Origin of the sequence: Fulvivirga ligni (genome assembly GCF_021389935.1) — a bacterium.
In the GTDB taxonomy this organism is placed as follows: Bacteria; Bacteroidota; Bacteroidia; order Cytophagales; family Cyclobacteriaceae; genus Fulvivirga; species Fulvivirga ligni.
On sequence record NZ_CP089979.1, the window covers coordinates 1,781,471 to 1,803,888 of the forward strand.

Below are 22,418 nucleotides of genomic sequence, written 5' to 3' on the forward strand. Positions count from 1 at the left end.
ATTTAAAAAGAAGGGTTTAAAATCATTTTACCGCTTTTAAACCCTTCCGTTTATTAGAAATTAGCGGTCTATCTGCTCCATTATTTCCTTGTTATATCTGTCGCCAGTTTCGGTTTCTATAGGAATAATGCTTTCCAGTCTGTCCATTTCAGCTTTTGATAACTCAATGGTAGCGGCTTCAATATTCTGCTCTACATATTTCACTCGCTTGGTGCCAGGAATAGGCACATAACCTTGCGTTGTTACCCATGAAATAGCCAATTGAGAAGCTGTTACCCCTTTTTCTTCCGCCATTTTCTTAATTTCTTCTACCAGTTCAAGATTTTTGTAGAACTGATCCCCTTGAAATTTTGGAATGTATCTTCTAAAATCATCCTCAGCGAAGTCATCAGGACTTTGTATGTTTCCTGAAATAAAACCTCTGCCAAGCGGTGAATAAGGCACAAAACCAATGCCCAGAGATTTTACTGTATCTAAAATTCCATCTGCTTCCACATTGCGCTCAAATAGTGAATACTCCGTCTGCAAAGCAGATAGCGGATGAACAGCATGAGCCTTTTTTATGGTATTTGCCGATACTTCAGACAAACCAATGTATTTCACCTTACCCTCTTTCACCAGTTCGGCCATAGCACCAACCGTTTCTTCAATGGGCGTATTGGGATCCAGGCGGTGTAGATAATATAAGTCAATATAATCCGTCTTCAGGTTTTTAAGCGATCGCTCAGCTGCTGTTTTTACATATTCAGGCCTTCCGTTAATTTGTCCGGTAAGCTCATCTTTTTCATTCAGCTCATACCCAAATTTGGTGGCGATGATATACTCATCTCTATTGCCTTCTATAGCCTTGGCTACCAGCTTTTCATTTTCGGTAGAGCCGTAGAGGTCTGCCGTATCCAGAAAGTTGCCACCCAGCTCAAGAGAGCGATGAATTGTAGCTATCGATTCTTTCTCATCGGCCTTTCCATAAGTATCGAAACCCATAATCTGAGTCATTCCCATACAACCGAGGCCTATTTGCGGCACCACCAGGCCTTGTGAGCCTAGCTTTATCTTTTTTAATTGATCCATATTCAAGTCTTTTTTAGTGATTATTACAATGCAAATATCGCTAGTGGCGGTGCTGACCGAGTGTCCATATCTCGGTTAAGTGTGTCCAAACACAGAATCATTTTCATACTTGTCAGGATATGCTAATACAAAATTTATAAAAATAAATAAGCCCTCTTTTGTAAAGGTTCTATCACTCACTTATAACCTTTCAGCTACTATCTTTTTGTTATTGAACTTTGATAATATTGTTTGTTGTATGGTATTTAAAGGGGCATTTTTTGCCTGTAAATAAATATCATCGAGTATCGCTCTCTATTGCTGACTTTAGATTAATTTGTGGCTGTTTTTGCCATGCAGAATAGTTCCATGTTTGTGTCGGAATAGAAAAAAAATGAAACTCTCTTAGGGGTGCTTTTCATTTTTACTGTCTATTACTTGTAAATGGTATCAGAGCTAAATACCAGAGCGTGCCAGGGTATTGATGTGACTATAGGATAAGATTATTGAAAGAATTTTCTGAAGAACGACTTGTACAAATGCTAAGTAGAGGGAATGAAAAAGCCCTCGAAAGTATTTTTCATACCTATTATCGTCCTCTTACCCTGTTTGCCACCAAGTATGTAAAAGATGTAGAGGAGGCGCGCGAAATCACCCAGGATTTTTTTGTGAGACTTTGGACCAAACAACCCACTTTAAACTCCAGCTCTTTGAAGACCTACCTTTACCGAGGTGTTCGAAATGCCTGCCTTAATTACATCGAAACCAATAAAGTAGCCGCCAAACACTTGCAAGATTATAAGGAGCCGGAGTTTACGCAGGATAATATTTTAAGGAAAATAATGCTTGCAGAGCAGGAGGCTGAGCTGATGAGGGCCATCGATAACCTGCCCCACAGATGCAGAGAGATTTTTCTCATGAGCAGAATGAAAGAGCTCTCCTATAAGTCAATTGCAGAAGAATTGAATATTTCCACTAAAACTGTCGAGACTCAGATAAGCCTGGCATTGAAGAAGTTACGCGAACTGATCATAAGCTTTTCAGGGGTGTTGATATTTTTTTTGGACTCCTTTTAGGGGTGCTCTGAAGTTTCTCTGTCTTAAGGGTGAATGATCCTTATGTTAGTTTTAATGGAAAATATATGAGCAAATTCTACCCAAGTATTTATAAGATACTATTAATATCATGTTTCGCCTTTTTATTCCTGACACCTGAAAAGATTTACGCCCAGGAACCTACTTTTTTTGAAGGTTTTGATAACACCGAGATGGGTGATCTTCCTGAGGGCTGGAGCTTTTACCAAAAAGGAGGTCAGATTCCAACCGCCCATTGGGGAGTTTCTACTTATGGTTTTTTTGGCCCCAAGGTAGCTTTCAGTGGCATAGAAGGAGCTTTGGAAGGAATGATAGATGAAGATTGGCTCATTACACCAGAAATCACTCCTTTAGATGGAGATTTTCTGATTTTTGATGCGGCCCAGACCTATACAGGTATAGATTATGGTACTAAATATCATGTTCTTATCTCCACCGCCACTGCCAACGCTGCTGATTTTACTGATACACTGGCCACTTTTGATGAAACCACTTTTCCCAAATATTTTGAAACGAGGTCCTTTGATTTGGCAGCATACATTAATCAGCCTATTCACATTGCTTTTGTACATGAAACGGCCTCAACAGATCCTAATCAAACGGATGACTGGTATCTGGATAACGTTTATGTGCGCCCTGTACAGCCAGCCACTTTTTACCAAACGCAGGTGTCATGGCAAAATGCCATCCCCGTGCCAATTTCAGAAACGTCATATACTCCTTTCCTTGGTTTTCGTGTTCGCATAAAGGGAGATGAAGGTGTACCTAAACTATCCTCATTAAAGCTTACCACAGAGGGTACCGATGCGGATATTCATATTGCAAAGGCTAGTCTGTATACCACTAAAGATGTAGCATTTATAGCTTATTGGGATGGTCAGGTTGATGCTGAATTGTTTGGAGAGGTTGAAAATCCTGCTGATACTTTTGTTATTCAGGGCGATCAGGACCTGTTGATAGGAGATAATTACTTCTGGCTTACCTACAGTGTGGAGTCAGATGAGACTTTAGAATATCCTTACCCAAGAATAGATGCTTCACTCTATTCAGTAACTATTGATGAAGAGGCTCATTTGGGTGCCAAAGACACGGTGGTAGTTTCACCGTACATCGTTCCTGATGTCATTCCCAATGATAACCGATCTGATGCCACAGAAATAGGTCCGGTTTCTGGTAAATATGGCTCATATAATATGCGAGCCACGGCCGAGCCAGATATAGAAACATTGGCATATTGTGCTGATAATGGTACTTATGATAATAGTAACTCAATTTGGTGGCACTTTGTTGCTCCTGCTGCAGGAAATGTAACGGTAGATCTTTCAGAGTCAGACTTTAATACGTTGCTGGTTTTCATGGATGAGAATTCTGACCAGTATGCCTGCAATAATGATATTGAACCTGGTGTAAATGTCCAGTCCAGAATTGAAGGTTATTATATGGAGGCCGGAGAGGAAGTGTATATCCGTGTCACAGGTACCGGAGATCCGGGAGATCCTAATGGGGAGAGCGGCATTGTAGTGATGGATTTTACCTTTGAAAGCCTGGTGAGTGGTGTGGATGATATTTTAGAAAGTCAGTCGATGTCATTGCCTTACCCTAATCCAACAACAGGCACTACTTCTCTGGATATAAAAGTAAAAAAGAGCGGAGCTGTAAAAGCCGAATTGCTCGACATATTCGGAAGAAAAGTGAAAACCATCTACAAGGGAACTCCTGCGGTAGGAGAAATTGAAACCATACAATTCGATGCATCACCCTATCCCTCAGGCACATACTTGATCCGTCTGGGCAATGATGAAGAGGTTTATGGTACACAACGATTGATTATAAATCATTAAAAGAGTCCCCCTCATGTGGGACAAACGCAACTACTAATTATTACTATGCAAGTGAATGATCAAAATGAGAGATCCTGGTATTTGGCTTCGAAAGCCATAACCAGAGAACTTACTCAGGAGGAAACCATCGAATGGCAGGAGCTACTTAGGTCAGACGCAGAATTTAGCGCTGATTACAATAAGCTGAAGCTGCTATGGGACCAGGCAGGTGGGCTGCCCTATGGTGAGATTGATATAAGAAGAGATTGGGAGAAGGTAAGAGGCAGAGTAAAGGGCAGAAGCTTTAAACCAATGTATAAATATGCCGCTACAATCTCTCTTTTGCTGGTAGCAGCGATGGTTTTATGGAAATACGGCCCCATCAATTTATGGGGTAATACTCAGGTGACTACAACGGTAATTCAGGCTCCCTCAGGCTCACAAAGTTATGTTGTACTTCCTGATAGTTCTGAAGTATGGATAAATGCTGGTAGTAAGCTCATTTTTGATAATCAGTTTGGTATCTCTAACCGAAAGCTCACACTAGTGGGTGAGGCCTTTTTTGATGTAGAGGAAGATGAAGTTCCTTTTACGGTTTTTACTCCTGATTATGACATCAAAGTGTTGGGCACGGCCTTCAATATACGCGCCTATGAAGATGATAAAGATGTGGTGACTACCCTGGTTCGGGGCTCGCTGAAAGTAAATAATATATATACCGCTGAAGGGATGAGGTCTACCACACTGAAGCCAGGTGACAAACTCACTTTATTGAAAGATACTAAAACAGCCAGGCTGGAAAGAGGGATTAATGTAAATCTTGAAACATCATGGAAAGATGGCTGGCTTACTGTAAGCAGTGAGTCATTAGGTGAACTGGCCAAGAAACTGGAAAGGCTGTATGATATCAATATCACCTTCAAAGATGAAGAGCTGAAAAGCTACCGATACACGGGTAAAATAAAGCAGTTGAGTCTGGAGCAGGTACTGAAAGCTCTGGCACTCACTTCACCAGTGAAATTTGATGTAAGCGAAAAAACGGTGACCATAGGTATGGATGAAAGTGAAAAGCAAAAATACCGGTCGCTACAAAATCCGAATAATTAATTAATACTAACCCAAAATCTTAAATATGAAGCACTTATACGATAAGCGATAATACCAGTTAGAAAAAAATGAAGGACCAAAAGATGCGGCAACATCCTTTGATCCTATAGGACTGGTAACAGTCTGTATCCGAACCTAGCGAGTAGGATAAGTATTTCGATTGTTGAATCCCAATCCCATATAATACTATGAAAAAATTAAAATATGACCAAACATATACTTGGTCTGTATTATCTATGATTATGAAAATATGGCTGTTTATATTCATTAGTGCAGGGGTGGCACTGGCAGGAACCGTCAAATCTCAAAACCTTGATATTAACCTTAAAAATGTTACTGTCCGTAAAGCGCTTAACGTGCTTGAAAAAGAAAGCGACTATTCCTTTTTTTATAATGATTCATTTGCTGACCTAGACAAGCGGGTGTCCATTACCGCCAAGAATGAGGAGTTGAATACGGTGCTGACCAAATTGCTTTCAACTACTGCACTTACTTTCAAATTCCTGGACGGGAATCTTATTGTCATATCACCCAAAAACTTTGTAGAGCCCATATCAGTATCAGGTAAAGTGACTTCGGCGGTGGATGGAGAAGTTCTACCTGGGGTAAGTATTACAATAAAAGGCACTTCTAAAGGTACTATCACAGATTTCGATGGTAACTACACGATAAAAGTAGATAATGAAGCATCGCTGATTTTTACCTTCATAGGTTATATGGATCAGGAAGTGGCCATTAACTCGCGCACTGTGATAGACGTGCAGATGGAGGAGGATATTACTACCCTGAATGAGGTAATGGTGATCTCAACTGGTTATCAGGATATTGATAAAAGGCTTTTCACTGGTTCCGTGGTAAAACTGGATGCCGAAGAAATAGAAACAGAAGGCACCATAGATGTAAGCCGAATGCTTCAGGGACGTGCGGCTGGAGTGTCCGTTCAGAATGTGTCAGGAACCTTTGGTACGGCTCCTAAGATAAGAGTACGCGGTGCTACTTCCATTACCGGTGATAATAAACCACTTTGGGTTATAGATGGTGTGGTGTTGGAAGATATCGTGAATATCTCTCCTGACCAGCTTACCACAGGTGATCCTAACACCCTGATCGGGTCATCAGTAGCGGGGATCAACTCTGAAGATATTGAGAGCATTAACATCCTTAAAGATGCCTCTGCCACAGCATTATATGGTGCTCGTGCCAAGGATGGTGTAGTGATCATCACCACTAAAAAGGGTAGAGTAGGTAAGCCTTTGATCACTTATTCAGGAAACTTCTCTTCCTACCTGAAGCCATCGTATGACAATTACAATATCATGAACTCCAGTGATCAGATGTCAGTGTATGCGGAGCTGGAGCGAAAAGGATTTCTTAACCACTCCGATATATCCAGGAGCCCCAATGGCGGCATTTACAAAAAGATGTATGACTTAATCAATGGCTCCTTTGATGAGAACTCAGGCCAGTTTCCTTTGGCTAACACTCCGGAAGCCAGGCGAGCCTTTCTCAGCAGATATGCTACTGCCAATACCGATTGGTTTGATGAGTTATTCAGAAATTCATTTGTTCAGGAGCATTCCCTGGGCATTTCTTCAGGTACAGAGGCCTCAAAGCTCTATTTTTCAACCAGTTACTATAATGATCAGGGTTGGACTATTGCCGACAGGGTGAAGAGGTATACTGCTAATGCCAGAGGTACTTTCAAGCTATCTGATAAAATAAGCCTTGGTTTTATTACCACCGGTTCTATCAGAGATCAGCGTGTGCCTGGTACCATCGATCGCCAAACTGATGCCGTTTCAGGAAGCTATAGCAGAGATTTTGATATTAATCCGTTTAGCTACGCACTCAATACGAGCAGGGCCCTCACCGCTTATGATGAAAATGGTGACCTCGAATATTTCACCAGAAATTATGCGCCTTTTAATATCATCAATGAGCTCAGCAAAAACTATATAGACCTAAACGTGCAGGACTTCAAACTGCAGGGAGAGCTTAAATACAAGCTGTTTGACAACCTGACCTATGACCTGGTAGCTGCCGTAAGATATGTGAAAACTACCACAGAACATCAGGTGCAGGAAGGCTCTAACATGGCAGAAGCCTACAGGGCGGATGGATCCCAAACTATTCGCCAGGGTAATAAATTTCTGTATTACAACCCGGATTATCCTAACCTCGATCCAGTGGTGGTGCTTCCTGAGGGAGGTTTCTATAATCGTACTGATGATCAGATGGTTAGCTACTATGTGAAAAATCAATTGGGATGGAATCATCTATTCGCCAAGAAGCACAATGTGAACCTGGTACTGGGGCAGGAAATCAGACAGGTGGATCGTCAGAATGCTTACAGCAATGGCTATGGTTATCAATATGGCAAAGGTGGAGTTCCTTTTACCGACTATCTTATCCTGAAGCAACAGCTGGAGCAGAATTTCAATTATTTCGGTATGCAGAACTCATTTGAGCGCTATGCCAGTTTCTACTCCGGACTGACCTATTCATATAACAGCAAATATGTTTTCAATAGTACCGTAAGATATGATGGCTCTAACCGCCTGGGTGAATCATCTACCTCGCGCTGGTTGCCAACCTGGAACGTCAGTGGTGCCTGGAATTTGGATTCTGAGGAGTTTATGAAAGGTGTTAGATCCGTTGATTTCCTTACCCTAAAAGTAGGATACGGCCTTACGGCCAACATAGGAAATGCCACCAACTCGTCAGTGGTGTACAGAAGTGGTACCACCCGCAGGCCTTATCTTGACGAAACAGAATCTCAGATAGGCATTGAAAGTCTGGAGAATTCTGATCTTACCTGGGAAAAGCAATACGAGACCAATATTGGGCTTAATGCAGGCTTGTTTAAGCGTTTCACCATCTCCGCTGATTATTATTGGAGAGACCACTTCGATCTGATCAGCCTTATCAAGACTTCAGGAATTGGCGGAGAAGCTTACAAGTATGTAAACTACGCTGACATGAAATCGCACGGGCTTGACCTGTCGCTGGGAGCTACCTTGGTAGATCATAGAGATTGGGGTTGGAATACCAATTTTATTTTCAGTTTCAATAAAAATAAGATCACTAACCTAAAGAATCAGCCCCGTATTTTGGACCTTATTTTCCCTGAAGGAGGTGCGCAACAAGGCTATCCGGTGAGAGGATTGTTTTCTATAGATTTTGAAGGCTTAGATCCTGAAACTGGTGTGCCTTTATTCCTTAATCAGGATGGTGAAATAAGCCCTAATGTATTCATGCAAAGCTATAAAACAGCGAACTTGAAATATGAGGGGCCAGTAGATCCTACAGTTACAGGTGGCTTTTCAAATACTTTCAGATATAATAACCTATCGTTAAATATCTTCCTCACCTATCAGGCAGGTAATAAGATCAGGCTTAATCCGGCTTTCAGTAGTTTTTATTCAGATCTTAATGCTTCACCACGCGAGTTTCATGACCGATGGATGTTGCCAGGTGATGAGCAGTATACCAATGTGCCGTCTATTGCAGATTTGCTAACGCTGAACCAGCTATATGCCACTGGTGAAGTGTATCCATATAACAATTACAACTATTCTTCTGAGAGGGTGGCTGACGGATCTTATATTCGTTTGCGTACGGTTTCTCTTACTTATAATCTTCCAGGTAAGTTTTTAACGAATCTGAATTTGCAAACAGCATCATTCAGTCTTACGGGTACTAACCTTTTCTTATTGTATGCTGATAAGCGATTGTACGGCCAGGATCCGGAATTCTTTGCCTCTGGTGGGGTAGCCATGCCAGTAGCGAAAAAGATCACAGCTTCTATAAAACTTAGTTTCTAAACGATAATAACATTGATATGAATAGATATTCAGCAATCTTATATTTCATTCTGCTTTTTCTGGGGGGTTGTGATGATTTCCTCTCACAGACCCCGGATGGCAGGACCAAGCTTGACACCAGGGAAAAAATAGGTGAGCTATTAGTAACTGCCTACCCTGAAGCTAATTATGCAGCGTTTTGTGAAGCTATGTCAGATAATGTGGAGGATAACCCTTCCGGTGGCCAGGATCAGCGAAACTCTGATGCCTATTTTTGGAGAGATGGGCTGTCTACCGCTCAGGATTCACCAGAATTTTACTGGAACTCTTGCTATGCAGCCATTGCAGCGGCCAACCATGCCCTGAAAGCCATAGAACAGGCAGAAAATCCTGAGGAATATAGTGCAGAATACGGTGAGGCATTGGTAGCCAGAGCTTATTCTCATTTTATGCTGGTGAATTTATTTGCCAAAATGTATAACCCTAACTCTGCCACTTATGATCTCGGCATTCCATATGTGACTGACCCTGAGACGGTTTCATTAAAAACCTATGAGAGGAATACGGTAGCTTATGTTTATGAAATGATCGAGAAAGATCTTTTGGAAGGGTTGCCACTAATAGACGACAAAGCCTATGAAACAGGTGATGCCACCGGTGTGATCAAATATCATTTCTCTAAATCTGCTGCTAACGCCTTTGCTGTTAGGTTCTACCTTTTTACAAAGGATTATGACAAGGTGATAGATTATGCTGAAAGGGTGCTGGGTTCAGGTGAATTTGCAGATTATTTAAGGCCATGGAATACTGATTATAAATCACTTTCAGCACAGGAGCTGGCCAATATTTATACCAGATCATCTGAAAGAACGAACCTTTTATTGAGCGAAACATTGACCGAGTGGCCAAGAAGGTTCAACAGCTTTAGGTTTTCGACCGGAGCCATTAAGTATCAGGAGCTGTTTCCTAATCCAAGTGGCGGAATATTCGCCTTTTCGACCTTTTACACATCTAGCGGCATCTATTTCATCAATAAATTCAAAGAGCATTTTGTGCGTACCGGCAATAATGCCAACACAGGTTATCCATACATGATGCTGCCTTTGTTTACAGTAGAAGAAGTGCTGCTCAGCAGAGCGGAAGCCTATGCTTTCAAAAATGAATTCCATGAGTCGCTGGCAGATTTAAATATCTGGATCTCCAAGCGCATCAATAACTATAATCCGGAGGTGCACCAGCTTACTTTTAACAGGCTCTATGAATTCTATCAGTATAACATAAATCAGCAGAATTTGGTGGCTGCTGCCTTGCATTTCAGACAGGTAGAGTTTTTACATGAAGGCATGCGCTGGTTTGATATACGCAGACATCATATTCCGGTGGTTCACACTACCAGCAATGGTGAAACCTACGAGCTAAAGGCTGATGATGCGCGAAAAACGCTTCAAATTCCGCAAGAGGCCATGACCATAGGAGGTCTTCAACCCAATCCCAGATAACCCACTTAAAGCAGAGATATGAATTTTAAGAAATATATAATTTATGCGGTGGCAATAATACTATCTGCCACCTCCTGTGATGATCCCTATAATGATTCATTAAACGGTGACGCAGAATACGTGAATAATGATCCCAACCAAGAGCCTACTGAGCTGGATAACTGGTTGGCCACAAACTTTACCAGTCCATTCAATATAGAAGTGAAATACCGATGGGATGCTTCGGAACTGAATATTAATAAAACTTTGGTGCCGCCAGAGGCCAGCAAAGTGCAGGGAGTTATGGAGGTAGTGAGAAAAGTATGGATTGACCCATATATCTCACTGGCCGGAGATGCCTTCATTAAAACATACTCGCCTAAACAATTTATGCTGGTAGGCAGCCCGGAATATAACTTTGATGGTACCATAAAACTAGGTACCGCGGAGGGAGGTAGAAAAGTGGTGCTTTATGTGGTAAACAGCTTTGAGCAAACAGATCAGTATTCTGTAAAGCAGCTTATCCATACCATTGAGCATGAGTTTGGCCATATTCTACACCAAACCAATTCGTATCCTTCTGAATTTAAGGAGATTACGCCTGGAGATTACACTGCCAACTGGAATCTGGTGTCATTGCAGGAGGCCCGTGCTCGTGGCTTTATCACCAGTTATTCTATGCTTTCTCCGGATGAAGACTTCGTGGAAATGATCTCAATGATGTTGGTAGAAGGAAAAGAGGCTTATGAGGCTATTTTGGAATGTGAGACCGGGGCCGCAGGTAGAGCTATTTTGAGAAAGAAGGAAGAGCTGGTAGTGAAATACTTTGCAGAAACTTATGGCATAGATTTTTATCAGCTGCAGACAGAAGTACAGTCGGCCATAAATGAGATTGCACCATCTAATGGTGAAGGTGATGGAGATGAGGAGCCAGCGCCACTTCAGGAATTGTGGGGGCAGGGTAAAGAATATACTGCGCTTTATTATGATTTGAGCACTTTGGTGCAGCCTGATGATGTTATAGCCAGATATAATTATGACAACAACCTGCTCCATCAGCAAGGATATGCCCTTGACTATAATTTCAAGCTGTTTTATGCTGAGGATGGTACCTTAACGCTTACGCTATATTATCATACCATCAACACCTCTAACCAAGAGTATTATGAGGCTAATTTTTGGTTTTTCGTGCCAGAAGGACCTGAGGAAAGCACCAGAACTTTATACTATAATGGTGGCGATATGAACAGCGGCTTCCTGGAATATGATGTACAGGCCACGGGCATTTTGAGCTTTTTCGCCAACAGAACCTTTAATCTGAGCTGGGAACAATCGTGTAATGGAGATTACTATCCTACACTTTCCTTCGCTGATTCTCCTGACAATTATATACTAGGAATTCTGGGCAACTAAACTGAAGAAATTATGAAGAAATTATTTTATTATATCAGCATCTGTTTTCTTTCAATAAGCGTGTTTAGTTGTGATAATGACTATGATACTATTTTTGAAGAGACACCAGATCAGCGATTGCAACAGGCTTTGGATGAGTACAATAGCCTGATTATCAATGCTCCACAAGGGTGGAAAGCAGAGCTAACCACTGGAATTAACAGAACCTATTTTTATTATTTTGATTTTAATGAGGATGGCACTGTTACTATGGTTTCTGATTTCAGCCAGACCACAGCCGGAACCCCTGCCAGTAGCTCCTGGGTAATAAAAGCATTGCAAAAGCCTACTTTAAGCTTCAACACTTATTCCTATATCCACCTTCCGGCAGATCCTGAGGGCGATGTGAATGGCGGGGCTAATGGTGAAGGATTGATTTCAGATTTCGAATTCAGCTTTAGTAGTGTCAGTGAAGACAGTGTGATCCTAACAGGTGTGCAGCGTTGTGCTTCTCTGAAGTTGACGCCTGCTACTGAAAATGAAAGGAGCGCTATTCTGGATCAGGAGATTCTAAATGTGCTGGACGGTGTAGTGCAAACAACGGCTGCTCACAAAAGCATGAAAATGGTACTTCCCGATGGTGATGAGGTGCCGGTGGTAATCGATGTAGCGCAAAGGGTTTTCGGAGCGCAATATCAATCGGAAAATGGAGGTGATATATTGTCATTTCAAACAGGATTTAATTTTGAAATTGAAGGTATCAAGTTGAGTCATCCCTTTGAGATTAAAGGTTATACCATCCAATACTTATTCTGGGATGGTGAGCAATCGCAGATCACTGTAGATTTGGATGGTGAAACTCGTGTGGTTGGCTTTGATGAACCGTTTATTTTCGAGGTGAGCACACCGCTTTCTGGTGAGTTGGGTGAAGCTTATGCCGGGGTTTTGATCCCACAGGGTTCAGGCGAGAATCCGCTAAGTGGCCAGTCTGATAGCTTTATTGCATCTTATAATGCCGCCGCCAGTTACATGGCCTCAGGTCCTTATCAGCTTACTTTGAGGGAGATGGAGCTGAATTTTGATGCTTCTGCCAAAACCATGAATCTAAATGTGTATATATCACAAACCAATAACGGTAGTACTTCCATCTTCCTGGCTCAATATGGCTACTCTTATAGTGTTGATGCTGATGGACTTATCAAATTCAGCTTCTTAGGAGCCAACGACAACGGCTGGTTGATTTATGGTGATTTGTACGATATTTTATTTCATATAGAAAGCGACAATTTTAGCACAGAGTATATCGGCGGTGACCTGAATCTTATCGGTGGATTTTTTAGTGAAGAAAGTCCGGAATTTTACTTTTCAGGCTATCTGCTGAGAGACATGTAATTAAATTTAACTCAACGAAAATGTTAAAAAGAGATTATTTTAAAATATTGATATTGCTGTATATCATCCTTCTGGTAGTATCTGCATGCAGCGATGATGATGCTCATACTGATCAAGAGGGTGTGAATCAAATCATAGGTGAATGGAAAGCGGTGGAGGTAAGCAAAGACGGTGATGCTGATGACAGATTTGATGACTTTAAACTGAGTATTTCAGCTGATGCCATGACAACCTCTGGTGATCCTGACTCAATATTTCCGGTAGGGAATTATGAGGTGAAGGACACGGAGAAGTCATTTTATATTAAATGCGACCAGGTGGATATGACAGTACAACCGGACGGTGATAAGTTGTATGTCAGCTTTGTTAAGTCTGCTACAGCTTCCGGCGGTAAGGTAAATGCAGTAGATGGGGAATATTACTTTACTCTTGAAAAAGAAACCAATTAAGGTAATAGTGATATCTTGAATGAAAGGGTGGTAAGTAGCCACCCTTTTTTTATAGGTTTCGTATAATCAGAATATCTGAAGCCTTTCATGAACATTAAATCATTCTTACCCTGCGCTCAGCTACAGCCTTTTATTAAATCATTTTTGATTATAGAAACGCATGCTTCGGAGGCAGTTAATACGGTATTCCCCGATACCTCATTAGTCATGGCACTCAGGTATAAGGGCAAGGTGAGTTATTCTGTGAATAATGATGCTAATGACTTACCTACTATGGTGCTCACCGGACTGAGGCGATCAGCCAGAAAGATGCATTATGAGCTTAACACGGGAAATATCCTCATCATTTTTAAAACAGGTGGTGCCAGGCAGTTCTTTCGAGAACCTTTACATCTGCTTTTTGAAAGCTCAGAACCACTGGATTCCCTTGACGGATGTTCTGGACGTAACCGTCTAGAAGATCAATTATCTGGCGCTGAAAGTCATGCGCATAGAATTCAAATTATTCAGCAATTTCTGCTTTCTCGCTTCAGGAAGCTTGAAAATGATAGCCTTGTAGACGCCGCCGTTCAGAAAATATCGAATACTAAAGGATTAATTCGAGTGACAGAATTGTCTAATGAACTTTGCATTAGTGTCGATGCTTTTGAAAAGCGATTTAGAGAAGCTGTAGGTACTACTCCCAAGCGGTTTTCTAATGTTATCCGGTTGCAGAATGTGGTGAAAAGCCATTCGAAAACCAAAACCCTGTCTGAGCTGGCCCTGGATGCGGGCTACTTTGATCAGCCTCATTTTAATAAAGACTTTAAGATATTCACAGGCCAGACCCCCTCTGAGTTTGCAGCCCGCCCCATTTTTTGGTAATCACTGATTTTTTACAAGACTTTCGTCATGTGCTGATAGAATTTTGTAAAAACAAATATTCAAAACCATGACAGTTAAACTAACAATGCTTTTAGTAATCCTTGTAGGAGGTGTTGCTTATGCTCAAACTGCTAAAAATCAGAATGATATGAATAAAAATGAAATCACCGTCTTCGTTGATCGGTTCTATGTGCCGAAAGAGGCAATAGTGGAGTTTAAAGAAAGAACGAAAATTAACAGAAAATTCATTGAAGCGCTAGATGGCTTTATTGAACATGCTGCCTATGAATCTTATAACGATGATGGTAATCTTACCCTGATTACCATCGCGAAATGGGAGAGCATGGAGGCCATTCAAAAGGCCAAACAAAAAGTGCAACAAAAGTATAAAGAGGAGGGGTTTGACTTAGCACGGATGCTCAAAAGACTAAACATTACCATGGAGCGAGGACTGTTTAAAGAAGAGGAGCTTTAGTTAAGTTTAAAACTTATTAGCCCTTTAATTGGCCGCTCGGCATATTTTAAAGTATAAGAACGCTAATGTCCGTTATAAATCATGGACGTTATAAATTATATTTTAAAATGAAGATGAAGCAAAATTTACTCGTAGTTGCAGCTGTTTTATTAAGTTCCTTTACTTATGCTCAGGAAGCATTAACCCCTGAAAATATTAAGTTAGATGCCTCAAAAATTAAAGATCAATCCTACCAGCAAAAGTGGTTTTTTATTAGAGACACCACAAAAATGGAGATCGGAAGCATAAAGGTAGACATAAATAAGAAAGGAGATGAACTGACGGTAATAACACATGTAGAGCTTAACCAAATGAAAGGTGCGACCTGGGTAGACAGCGCAGTGGCTAAGCTCCCATATATGGCTCCGGTGTATCATTCCAGCTATAATCCTCAAAGGGATATGGTGCTGCATTATGGCGATGATGTCACCGGCTATTATTTAGATAAATCCACCAATACCAAAACAGAAATTAATGATGCCGTTGAAGGAAAATACTTCGATAGTAATTTATACACCAACTTTATCCCCTGGCTGCCGCTAAATGAAGGTTATCAGACAAAATTCACCATTTATGACTACAACCCATCCGCCTCAGGCCTTATGACGGCCGTGGTGTCTGGTGTGGAGAAAGGAGAATATCGTACCGAGAAAGCAGGAAAACGCCCCGTCTGGGTGGTGACAGTCTCCGATAATATTGGAGGCGGTAAAAACGACCAAAAGTTATACATAGATCAGGAAACCCGACAAATATGGCAGCAACAAATATCTGCAGGTGGCCGATTGATGCTATTGAAAACGGTGGAGGATTAAAAGTTCAAAAGTACAACCATCCGATGGCTTGGAGCCATCGGATGGTTAATCAAGGGCACGGAGGATCTATAGCTACTGATCCTAAAATTTCATAGTCAGATTCGTATTGCCATCTGGCTAAAACCGCCTTTGCATATGCTGATCTAATGGCTTTGTGTGTGCCATCAAGCTGTATAATGTCAGTAGTATCTACAACTGGTTTATTTAGATTTAATTCCCTGGCAAATAGTAAAACCTCATCCTTTAAATATTGCACATCCATATTTTTTGATGAATCTATACGTTCAGCAATCTCATACTGGAACCTATGAATCTTTTCCAGCCTATTTCTGATCTCTAAAATCTCAGCGCTCTGAATTTCAAAAGATTCCATGTCACTCTTTAATCTCCCCAGTGCTTTGGCGGATTCCATGAGGATTATTTCTCTTTCTTTTTTAAGTTCTAAGTTAATTGATTTGTAATTACTTGAATTACAATTGAATAGGAGGAGTGTGATGACTAAGCTGGTAATTTTACTCATTGGGAGGTATAGGGCGGTTTATATTTTTTATATATTAACTTTTGTTGGATGGGAAATTTATACTAAAAAATATTAAAGAATAAACTATGGGAGATTATAAAGCATCTAATTTTCTGCCGTTTGGAAAAGATGAATTATTTGATTTATCAAGTGAATATATTTTATATTTAATCAAACGTTGTGGCTTCTTTGAAAAAGAAATATGTTCAGCAGCAGAACGTATCTGTGGTGATTTATCAAAAATTCAATCTATTGAATTTAAAGAATTACTAGCGTTGGTTGAATGTTATCTGGATTATTATTGCAAAGTTGTGAAGGCAATAAAATTATTTTCTGGTGAAAATGTTGGTAAAGTGGAGTCTAAAAGAAAGATATATGATCATTATGACTATAAATTGAATAGACCCTTACATTCAGATGTGCTTCATGGGGTCCGTAATACTCTTCAACATTTTGAAGAAAGACTGCAGGAGTTTGATGAGCAAATTGATCCCTTAGCGGAATTACAATTTTCCGATACTGAGATTAATTGGAGCCTAAGGTTTGGGAAAGGAGGATTTTCTATTAATAGGGCAAATTCTAAAGTAGATATCTCCCCAAAGCTGGAGAACCTAACATTCAAATCATACTTAGTGAGTCATAAGAAAATTGAAGAGACATCAGTTAATTTGGAACATGTCAAAATTGACTTGGAAAATATAGAGCAAATCCTTGAGAAAAATTTAGAAGAGAGGGTTAAAGAATACAATTTAAGAGTTCCTTCTCCGAGAGGAGGAGGCATTGAAGAAATTGGAAGTACTACTGCAAGAATTCGTTGGGATGGAGTTGAGGAATGACTCTATAGACTCATCTGACAAATTAATCCCCCTCAGAGTCACTCACAGAGGACTCTGAGGGGGGTATGATTAAGCTCTCTGGCGCACACATGAAAGGAATAATCGCTGCCCACCAAATGAATCAAACCGTCAAAATCATAAACCAATCCATATGAATGTGAAATTTGAAGCAGGAATTAATATTGCCATAAAAATTCCTAAAAGTAAATACGAAAAAACGGTTGCTTTCTACAGGGATATTCTAAAACTGGAGGTCGAGGAAAAGCCTATTGATAATCCCACTGTTTCGAAAACGCATGAAGTAAAGTTTGGGAACAATATAATCTGGTTGGACTGCGTCGACAATTACACCCATTCAGAAACATGGTTGCAGCTTAAAGTAGGTGACGTGGAAGTCGCAACCCATTATCTGGAATCAAAAGGAGTAGAAACTTGTGACGAACTTGAAGCGCTTCCTGAAAATATGCATTGGATTCAGGATCCGGCAGGAACAGTATTTAACTTGCAACAGAGGGAAAACGATTAACTAAGATTCTCAGAGTCCTCTGCGAGTGACTCTGAGAAGGTTGAAGAGTCACTCGTGGAGGACTCTGATGTACTTATGGTATAAAATAAAAATCCTTTAGATTCATTCGCATAAAAACCACTTATTAAAAATGAAGAAACTTTATTTAATCATTTTAATATTTGTCTTTTCAACTATCATTTATCCACAAGTTCAAAAAAGAATTGAATCGGTTGATAATAAAATAATACTTGCTTGTGCCAATTTTTCTGGCTCAAATATTCTGACTGGGCTAAAAGTATATTTTAGGATAGTTACCGAAAATGATAAGGAAAACAACACTATTACCTTATGCAAATCCGCTAATAATCTTCAGCTTTATAAGCTTGACAAAGATAATGGAGGACACCCAAGTCAAAATTACTTTGTATTTGATACTGATGATAATTCAGTTGAAAGCCTGAGCAAGATTGACGTTTTAATAGATTCTGTAAAAAATGGGCATTTATCCAATGATGAAGCACTTCAGAAATTGCGATATTATCAAATTGATCTCAATCTTTTTAATCAATTATACATTGAAGCTTCTAATGAAAATAAAATGAAAGAATATGCCAAACTTTATACTTCTGGCAATGAAAGCTTCAAAGAACTAAAAAATCAAAATGATATTCTCGAAATACTAAAATTTTGGCCGAAATCCGAACGCCTTGTATTAGACCTAGCTTTAGGTGACTCCACAAATATTATTACAGATTTCTCCTTTATTGATTCTTTATCAAATAATGATTTTTTGAGTTGGGATTTAAAAAGTGGCGTATTGAAATATTCCTTTGGGTTCAAAAAATCTGCTATTGAAACAGTTGAAATAAATGATATGGGGTTGATTGGTAATGAAAGAACTTTTGAATTATAAATACACAAGTGGTAACAAGACTTGTGCGTATGCCCTTCGCGATACCAGTCCCCCTCAGAGTCACTCGTAGAGGACGCTGAGGTGTTTTTATGATTAACCTCACTAAACCAGAATTCTAATCAATGTTTAGTATAAATAAACTCCAGCAACTTAAAATCTCTCAAAATTGGAAAATAAGGAGAAATGTGTTCTTTGATATTGATCCAAGTGACGAATTATCTGAAGATTATAAGTTTTGTAATATTTATTGCCAGGAAGATTTGCTATGGATGTCTTATTTTGATTATAATCTTGTTTTGGGATGGTACGGTGCTGATGATTTAGATGATGAAAATACTGGATTTATGCTGGTATTATATAGAGGAGAAGATTGGAATAACAGTGAATTATTGGAGCTAAAAAGAACAAAATCAAAGAAGGACATAGTTGACAAAATAGAGGAAATATCAGAAGTTGTGATTTCAGGTTTTTTCGATGATAAGAAAGGATATGAAATATCTGAAAATCAGGCCGATTATAGATATATTGGGCAGCACCGTAACTATTCGGTGATGAATAACTTTAATGAACTTTTAAAATAGAAATGGGTGGTAATAGAACCGTCATATAGTATGCTAATGAAAATGCTCTTAATTGCTAATCTGATTATATTTTCTTTATGTGGAAATGTCCTAGCGCAGAAAATAGAAAACTATCGTGATAATTTGCAGAAAGGTTACGATCAATTAGAAATATCCGAGTTTGACAAGGCTAGTCTGGCTTTTACTAATGTTATTGATGCGTTTCATGAGGATGAACAAGCATTTGCTAAAAAATTATACCTTGGAAATGGCTTGACAAATGAGGAAATGGATCAATTTGTCGAAATATCGATTTATTATACTCAGGCGTTGTATCTAAGTGGAGTAATTGATTTAACACTCAATCGTCCTTATGAAGCAATATATAAATTAAGTGCTGTCATGGACTTTGATAGCACCAATGTAGATGCGATGGCAGCACTTTCATATATATATACTCAAATATACCAATACCCACGAGCACTGGAAATTATCACGAATGCATTGAACCTCAAACCTGATAACGTAGATTTTCTTATGGACCGTGCCAGTATACTAGGGAATCTGAAGATGTATGATGTCGCAATTGAGGACATTGATAAAGCAATTAGCATTGATGATTATTGCTCAGATTGTTAGGAAAACAGAGGGTATTACAAGTTAGAGAGCAACAATTATTCAGAAGCTGTTGCTGATCTCGACAAAGCTTTATCACGAGCACCCAATGATGCATATGTGTTAAATAATAAAGGCTTCGCTTTATTTAATCTTGGTAAAACTAAAGAGGCTATTCAATTGATTAATCAATCAATTGAGTTGGATCAAACTAATTATTATGCATTTAAAAATCGAGCAATAATTTATTTTAAACAAGGCAAGAAGAAGAAAGCGTGTGAAGACTTTAGTACCTCCAAAAAACTTGGAATGAACCCCGAATGGTTAAATTTTCCTGCTGAATTAATTAACGAATGCGAATAAGCCTCCGGTGTGCATAGCGAAGGATTGCGATTTACACTCAATTGATTAATTATAAGATGATGATATTTAGTCTTGAATTCAATCCCTCTACGAGTCACTCTCCATCCCCATCAGAATCACTCGTAGAGGACTCTGATGTACTATGATTAAAATAAAAATCCCTTAGATTCATTCGTGAAGAATAAAGAATGTTTTGTCTCATACTGTTAGTTAGCAACAATTGGGATGCCTCCAGTGATACAGACCTATAAGGTTAAGGAATTGGCTGATAAAAAATGAATAACATCACCATTAAGACATTTGTACAATTATTAATTATCGCTTCTATAACGATCTTTTATAGTGCATCCTCTGCAAACATCGCGGATACTCCTTCACCAAGGCATGGCAATTTAACGGGAGATAGTTATTTAAAGAACCTTACGATTCTTCGAGAGGACCTGACAATTAATCTCTCTAAAATTCATGAAGGAGAACCAGTTAAAGTCTGGGCGAGATACGTCATAAATTGCCCGAAGCTATTAAGAAATGTCGATTTGTTTTTTGTGGCGAACAATCTTACAGAAAGTCGCTATCGAGTAGACTTAGACGGTAACTTTCTAAATGGCCACTTAACTGAATTAGATACAATCCCTTCAAATTGGCTACCGCCCGACTCAATTATTTGGTTGGGACGTAGCATCCCCTACAAGTATAGACATCGGGGTTTAATCTCATTTCAATTTGACAGTTTAACGGAAGGCGAGCATATCTTAACTGTTGAATATGATGCTGACGCTTCCGAATGGTTTGAAGAAGGAGACTTGGCTATGGTGCGAACTTTTGTTTACATACTAAAGCCAACTGACAACTGGAAAGATTTTGAAAAGTTTCACCTTGTAATCTTTACGCCTCAAAATTGGGAGCTTTCTTCTAACCTATCTTTAAAGAGCAAAACTTCTAATGCCTGGAGTGGTGACTGGAATCAGCTTCCCGACCAATATTTAACTATAGCAATTAGGAAACCTCCAGACAAGGCTAGGATATTCTCAATACTATTTTTGGCAGGCACATGGTGTGGTTTTATTTTATTCATTATTTACTGGATGCAACGAGTTATAAAGTTTCGAATCCATAATAATAAAGGAAGGATAATTCAGATTTTGAATTCGATTGCTGTTTCACTTCTTGTTACCATATTTTTCTTCTTTATTTACTTTAAAAATCAAGACCTCATGGCATGGTGGCTTGATGACCAACTTAACCCATTAATTACATATGGAACCGGTTACTATATCATGACATTCCCAATAGTTTGGATTGTTGCAGCCATTATTGTTTTCTTCATTGATTATGCACTGACTGCAAGGGTTAAAAGAAGAGTAAAACATTGATTTTGAGCATTTTATCTCCATCGGGGTGATTCGCAGAAGACTCTGATGTACTATGATATAAACTAAAAATGCTTTAGATTCATTCACATAAAAGATATAAGGGAATGTTGTGTCTCTTATATTTTGGGCGCAATTAAAAAATGACTAATACAAAGAAGTACATAATCATCTCTCTCATGACTTTGACAGGTTTATGCATCTTGACAGTCTTAGTCGCTTTGAGAGCGCAGAAGACCATACATGAGAATTACGGACCAGACTACAATCAAAAGAGAATAGAATTAGGTGTGTATCCCATAGACGATTTCCAAAACAAAGAAAACTACTATTGGGAAGACTTCTACCCTGACGATCCTTTCAAACGGTGGGCTGAAATCCTGACCAACACGGAGATTGTAAACTCGACAACTTACATCAATCCTGACATAAATGATAAGCCATTCCACAAGCAAAAGACCGTTTTCTATGGGACACACCTATGTTTTTGGCAAAACTTTCACGGAGGAGAAATAGACCTATTTGTTAAGCCCCTTGATAAAGAAAGACACATTGAGTTGTTTGTGGCGTATTACTCAGACGATTTAGAGCCGAGCAACTACTTTTACGCTGAACTTGATACCGTACATAACGACACACCAGAATTTATTTGTGGTGGTATAGTTGATCATAAACACCACAAAGAGTATGACATACCAAAAGGAAATTTGACTAAACAACAGGCAGACATACTGCTCTCAGAATGGAAAATGAAAATAAAATAATTGTGCCCAACAAAATCTAAGCTTTGGGTCGGCTGACGGTATTCAGCAAGGTCTTTGCTTATCTGCTTCTTTGGTCATGGCGGATAGTTTTAGTCCCCCTCAGAGTCACTCGAAGAGGACTCTGAGGTATGTTTATGATCGGGGAATATGAGTCCAGGACGAAAATGTAAACTAGAGCAGGGTGCATATCAATG

General features: G+C 39.5%; 20 protein-coding genes and 1 pseudogene. 19 read left to right on the forward strand and 2 right to left on the reverse strand.

Features of this window, described 5'->3' with window-relative positions; all coding sequences use genetic code 11:
- Nucleotides 1–60: 60 nt before the first annotated feature.
- Complete coding sequence (locus LVD16_RS08005) at nucleotides 61–1,071, reverse strand: aldo/keto reductase (protein WP_233773405.1); 1,011 nt, start codon at nucleotides 1,069–1,071, stop codon at nucleotides 61–63.
- Nucleotides 1,072–1,556: 485 nt separating this feature from the next.
- Between LVD16_RS08005 and LVD16_RS08010 the strand changes: the two genes are divergently transcribed.
- The 11 genes from LVD16_RS08010 (at nucleotide 1,557) to LVD16_RS08060 (ending at nucleotide 15,775) form a co-directional block, all read left to right on the forward strand.
- On the forward strand, nucleotides 1,557–2,126 hold the full coding sequence (locus tag LVD16_RS08010; protein ID WP_233773406.1) for an RNA polymerase sigma-70 factor: 570 nt from the start codon (nucleotides 1,557–1,559) through the stop codon (nucleotides 2,124–2,126).
- 65 nt (nucleotides 2,127–2,191) lie between these two features.
- Nucleotides 2,192–3,985, forward strand: a complete 1,794-nt coding sequence (locus LVD16_RS08015) for a T9SS-dependent choice-of-anchor J family protein (RefSeq protein WP_233773407.1) — start codon at nucleotides 2,192–2,194, stop codon at nucleotides 3,983–3,985.
- 45 nt (nucleotides 3,986–4,030) lie between these two features.
- Entirely contained in the window at nucleotides 4,031–5,071 is a 1,041-nt protein-coding gene (locus LVD16_RS08020) for a FecR family protein (protein WP_233773408.1), read from the forward strand.
- Between the two features lie 188 nt (nucleotides 5,072–5,259).
- Nucleotides 5,260–8,895 carry a SusC/RagA family TonB-linked outer membrane protein gene (locus LVD16_RS08025; RefSeq protein WP_233773409.1) on the forward strand — a complete coding sequence of 1,212 codons (3,636 nt, stop codon included), beginning with the start codon at nucleotides 5,260–5,262 and terminating at the stop codon, nucleotides 8,893–8,895.
- A gap of 17 nt (nucleotides 8,896–8,912) precedes the next feature.
- Nucleotides 8,913–10,373, forward strand: a complete 1,461-nt coding sequence (locus LVD16_RS08030; RefSeq protein ID WP_233773410.1) for a RagB/SusD family nutrient uptake outer membrane protein — start codon at nucleotides 8,913–8,915, stop codon at nucleotides 10,371–10,373.
- 18 nt (nucleotides 10,374–10,391) lie between these two features.
- A complete protein-coding gene (locus LVD16_RS08035; protein WP_233773411.1) occupies nucleotides 10,392–11,765 on the forward strand; it encodes a zinc-binding metallopeptidase in 1,374 nt (457 codons plus the stop codon).
- Between the two features lie 12 nt (nucleotides 11,766–11,777).
- Nucleotides 11,778–13,136, forward strand: a complete 1,359-nt coding sequence (locus tag LVD16_RS08040; RefSeq protein WP_233773412.1) for a DUF4302 domain-containing protein — start codon at nucleotides 11,778–11,780, stop codon at nucleotides 13,134–13,136.
- 20 nt (nucleotides 13,137–13,156) lie between these two features.
- A complete protein-coding gene (locus tag LVD16_RS08045) occupies nucleotides 13,157–13,585 on the forward strand; it encodes a hypothetical protein (protein WP_233773413.1) in 429 nt (142 codons plus the stop codon).
- An 87-nt stretch (nucleotides 13,586–13,672) separates the two neighbouring features.
- Complete coding sequence (locus tag LVD16_RS08050) at nucleotides 13,673–14,449, forward strand: helix-turn-helix transcriptional regulator (RefSeq protein ID WP_233773414.1); 777 nt, start codon at nucleotides 13,673–13,675, stop codon at nucleotides 14,447–14,449.
- 67 nt (nucleotides 14,450–14,516) lie between these two features.
- Nucleotides 14,517–14,924 (forward strand): antibiotic biosynthesis monooxygenase family protein, encoded by a 408-nt coding sequence (locus LVD16_RS08055; protein WP_233773415.1) that lies wholly within the window; start codon nucleotides 14,517–14,519, stop codon nucleotides 14,922–14,924.
- Between the two features lie 113 nt (nucleotides 14,925–15,037).
- The gene (locus LVD16_RS08060; protein WP_233773416.1) at nucleotides 15,038–15,775 is read left to right on the forward strand and encodes a DUF3108 domain-containing protein; all 738 of its coding nucleotides are present in this window, start codon (nucleotides 15,038–15,040) and stop codon (nucleotides 15,773–15,775) included.
- Between the two features lie 49 nt (nucleotides 15,776–15,824).
- Here LVD16_RS08060 and LVD16_RS08065 read toward each other — a convergent pair whose 3' ends face one another.
- On the reverse strand, nucleotides 15,825–16,295 hold the full coding sequence (locus LVD16_RS08065) for a hypothetical protein (protein ID WP_233773417.1): 471 nt from the start codon (nucleotides 16,293–16,295) through the stop codon (nucleotides 15,825–15,827).
- 86 nt (nucleotides 16,296–16,381) lie between these two features.
- On the opposite strand from LVD16_RS08065, the gene LVD16_RS08070 reads away from it, so the two are divergent.
- From LVD16_RS08070 to LVD16_RS08100, 8 genes and pseudogenes are all read left to right on the forward strand, one after another.
- Complete coding sequence (locus LVD16_RS08070; RefSeq protein WP_233773418.1) at nucleotides 16,382–17,131, forward strand: hypothetical protein; 750 nt, start codon at nucleotides 16,382–16,384, stop codon at nucleotides 17,129–17,131.
- Nucleotides 17,132–17,282: 151 nt separating this feature from the next.
- Complete coding sequence (locus LVD16_RS08075; RefSeq protein ID WP_233773419.1) at nucleotides 17,283–17,657, forward strand: VOC family protein; 375 nt, start codon at nucleotides 17,283–17,285, stop codon at nucleotides 17,655–17,657.
- Between the two features lie 130 nt (nucleotides 17,658–17,787).
- On the forward strand, nucleotides 17,788–18,552 hold the full coding sequence (locus LVD16_RS08080; protein ID WP_233773420.1) for a hypothetical protein: 765 nt from the start codon (nucleotides 17,788–17,790) through the stop codon (nucleotides 18,550–18,552).
- A 122-nt stretch (nucleotides 18,553–18,674) separates the two neighbouring features.
- Nucleotides 18,675–19,133: a hypothetical protein gene (locus LVD16_RS08085; RefSeq protein WP_233773421.1), complete on the forward strand. Its 459-nt coding sequence runs from the start codon at nucleotides 18,675–18,677 to the stop codon at nucleotides 19,131–19,133.
- Between the two features lie 36 nt (nucleotides 19,134–19,169).
- The gene (locus LVD16_RS08090; RefSeq protein ID WP_233773422.1) at nucleotides 19,170–19,751 is read left to right on the forward strand and encodes a tetratricopeptide repeat protein; all 582 of its coding nucleotides are present in this window, start codon (nucleotides 19,170–19,172) and stop codon (nucleotides 19,749–19,751) included.
- A 15-nt stretch (nucleotides 19,752–19,766) separates the two neighbouring features.
- Nucleotides 19,767–20,090 (forward strand): annotated as a pseudogene (locus LVD16_RS27865) (tetratricopeptide repeat protein); the annotation flags it as partial.
- A gap of 275 nt (nucleotides 20,091–20,365) precedes the next feature.
- Nucleotides 20,366–21,463 carry a hypothetical protein gene (locus LVD16_RS08095; RefSeq protein ID WP_233773423.1) on the forward strand — a complete coding sequence of 366 codons (1,098 nt, stop codon included), beginning with the start codon at nucleotides 20,366–20,368 and terminating at the stop codon, nucleotides 21,461–21,463.
- Nucleotides 21,464–21,603: 140 nt separating this feature from the next.
- Complete coding sequence (locus LVD16_RS08100) at nucleotides 21,604–22,224, forward strand: hypothetical protein (RefSeq protein WP_233773424.1); 621 nt, start codon at nucleotides 21,604–21,606, stop codon at nucleotides 22,222–22,224.
- Nucleotides 22,225–22,418 lie beyond the last annotated feature (194 nt).

Coding starts and splice junctions, on each gene's coding strand:
- LVD16_RS08075 (WP_233773419.1), top strand. CDS start 17,283: ATGAATGTGAAATTTGAAGCAGGAATTAATATTGCCATAAAAATTCCT.
- LVD16_RS08045 (WP_233773413.1), top strand. CDS start 13,157: ATGTTAAAAAGAGATTATTTTAAAATATTGATATTGCTGTATATCATC.
- LVD16_RS08070 (WP_233773418.1), top strand. CDS start 16,382: ATGGGAGATTATAAAGCATCTAATTTTCTGCCGTTTGGAAAAGATGAA.
- LVD16_RS08040 (WP_233773412.1), top strand. CDS start 11,778: ATGAAGAAATTATTTTATTATATCAGCATCTGTTTTCTTTCAATAAGC.
- LVD16_RS08085 (WP_233773421.1), top strand. CDS start 18,675: ATGTTTAGTATAAATAAACTCCAGCAACTTAAAATCTCTCAAAATTGG.
- LVD16_RS08035 (WP_233773411.1), top strand. CDS start 10,392: ATGAATTTTAAGAAATATATAATTTATGCGGTGGCAATAATACTATCT.
- LVD16_RS08030 (WP_233773410.1), top strand. CDS start 8,913: ATGAATAGATATTCAGCAATCTTATATTTCATTCTGCTTTTTCTGGGG.
- LVD16_RS08060 (WP_233773416.1), top strand. CDS start 15,038: ATGAAGCAAAATTTACTCGTAGTTGCAGCTGTTTTATTAAGTTCCTTT.
- LVD16_RS08080 (WP_233773420.1), top strand. CDS start 17,788: ATGAAGAAACTTTATTTAATCATTTTAATATTTGTCTTTTCAACTATC.
- LVD16_RS08090 (WP_233773422.1), top strand. CDS start 19,170: ATGAAAATGCTCTTAATTGCTAATCTGATTATATTTTCTTTATGTGGA.
- LVD16_RS08005 (WP_233773405.1), bottom strand. CDS start 1,071: ATGGATCAATTAAAAAAGATAAAGCTAGGCTCACAAGGCCTGGTGGTG.
- LVD16_RS08065 (WP_233773417.1), bottom strand. CDS start 16,295: ATGAGTAAAATTACCAGCTTAGTCATCACACTCCTCCTATTCAATTGT.
- LVD16_RS08050 (WP_233773414.1), top strand. CDS start 13,673: ATGAACATTAAATCATTCTTACCCTGCGCTCAGCTACAGCCTTTTATT.
- LVD16_RS08100 (WP_233773424.1), top strand. CDS start 21,604: ATGACTAATACAAAGAAGTACATAATCATCTCTCTCATGACTTTGACA.
- LVD16_RS08025 (WP_233773409.1), top strand. CDS start 5,260: ATGAAAAAATTAAAATATGACCAAACATATACTTGGTCTGTATTATCT.
- LVD16_RS08095 (WP_233773423.1), top strand. CDS start 20,366: ATGAATAACATCACCATTAAGACATTTGTACAATTATTAATTATCGCT.
- LVD16_RS08055 (WP_233773415.1), top strand. CDS start 14,517: ATGACAGTTAAACTAACAATGCTTTTAGTAATCCTTGTAGGAGGTGTT.
- LVD16_RS08015 (WP_233773407.1), top strand. CDS start 2,192: ATGAGCAAATTCTACCCAAGTATTTATAAGATACTATTAATATCATGT.
- LVD16_RS08020 (WP_233773408.1), top strand. CDS start 4,031: ATGCAAGTGAATGATCAAAATGAGAGATCCTGGTATTTGGCTTCGAAA.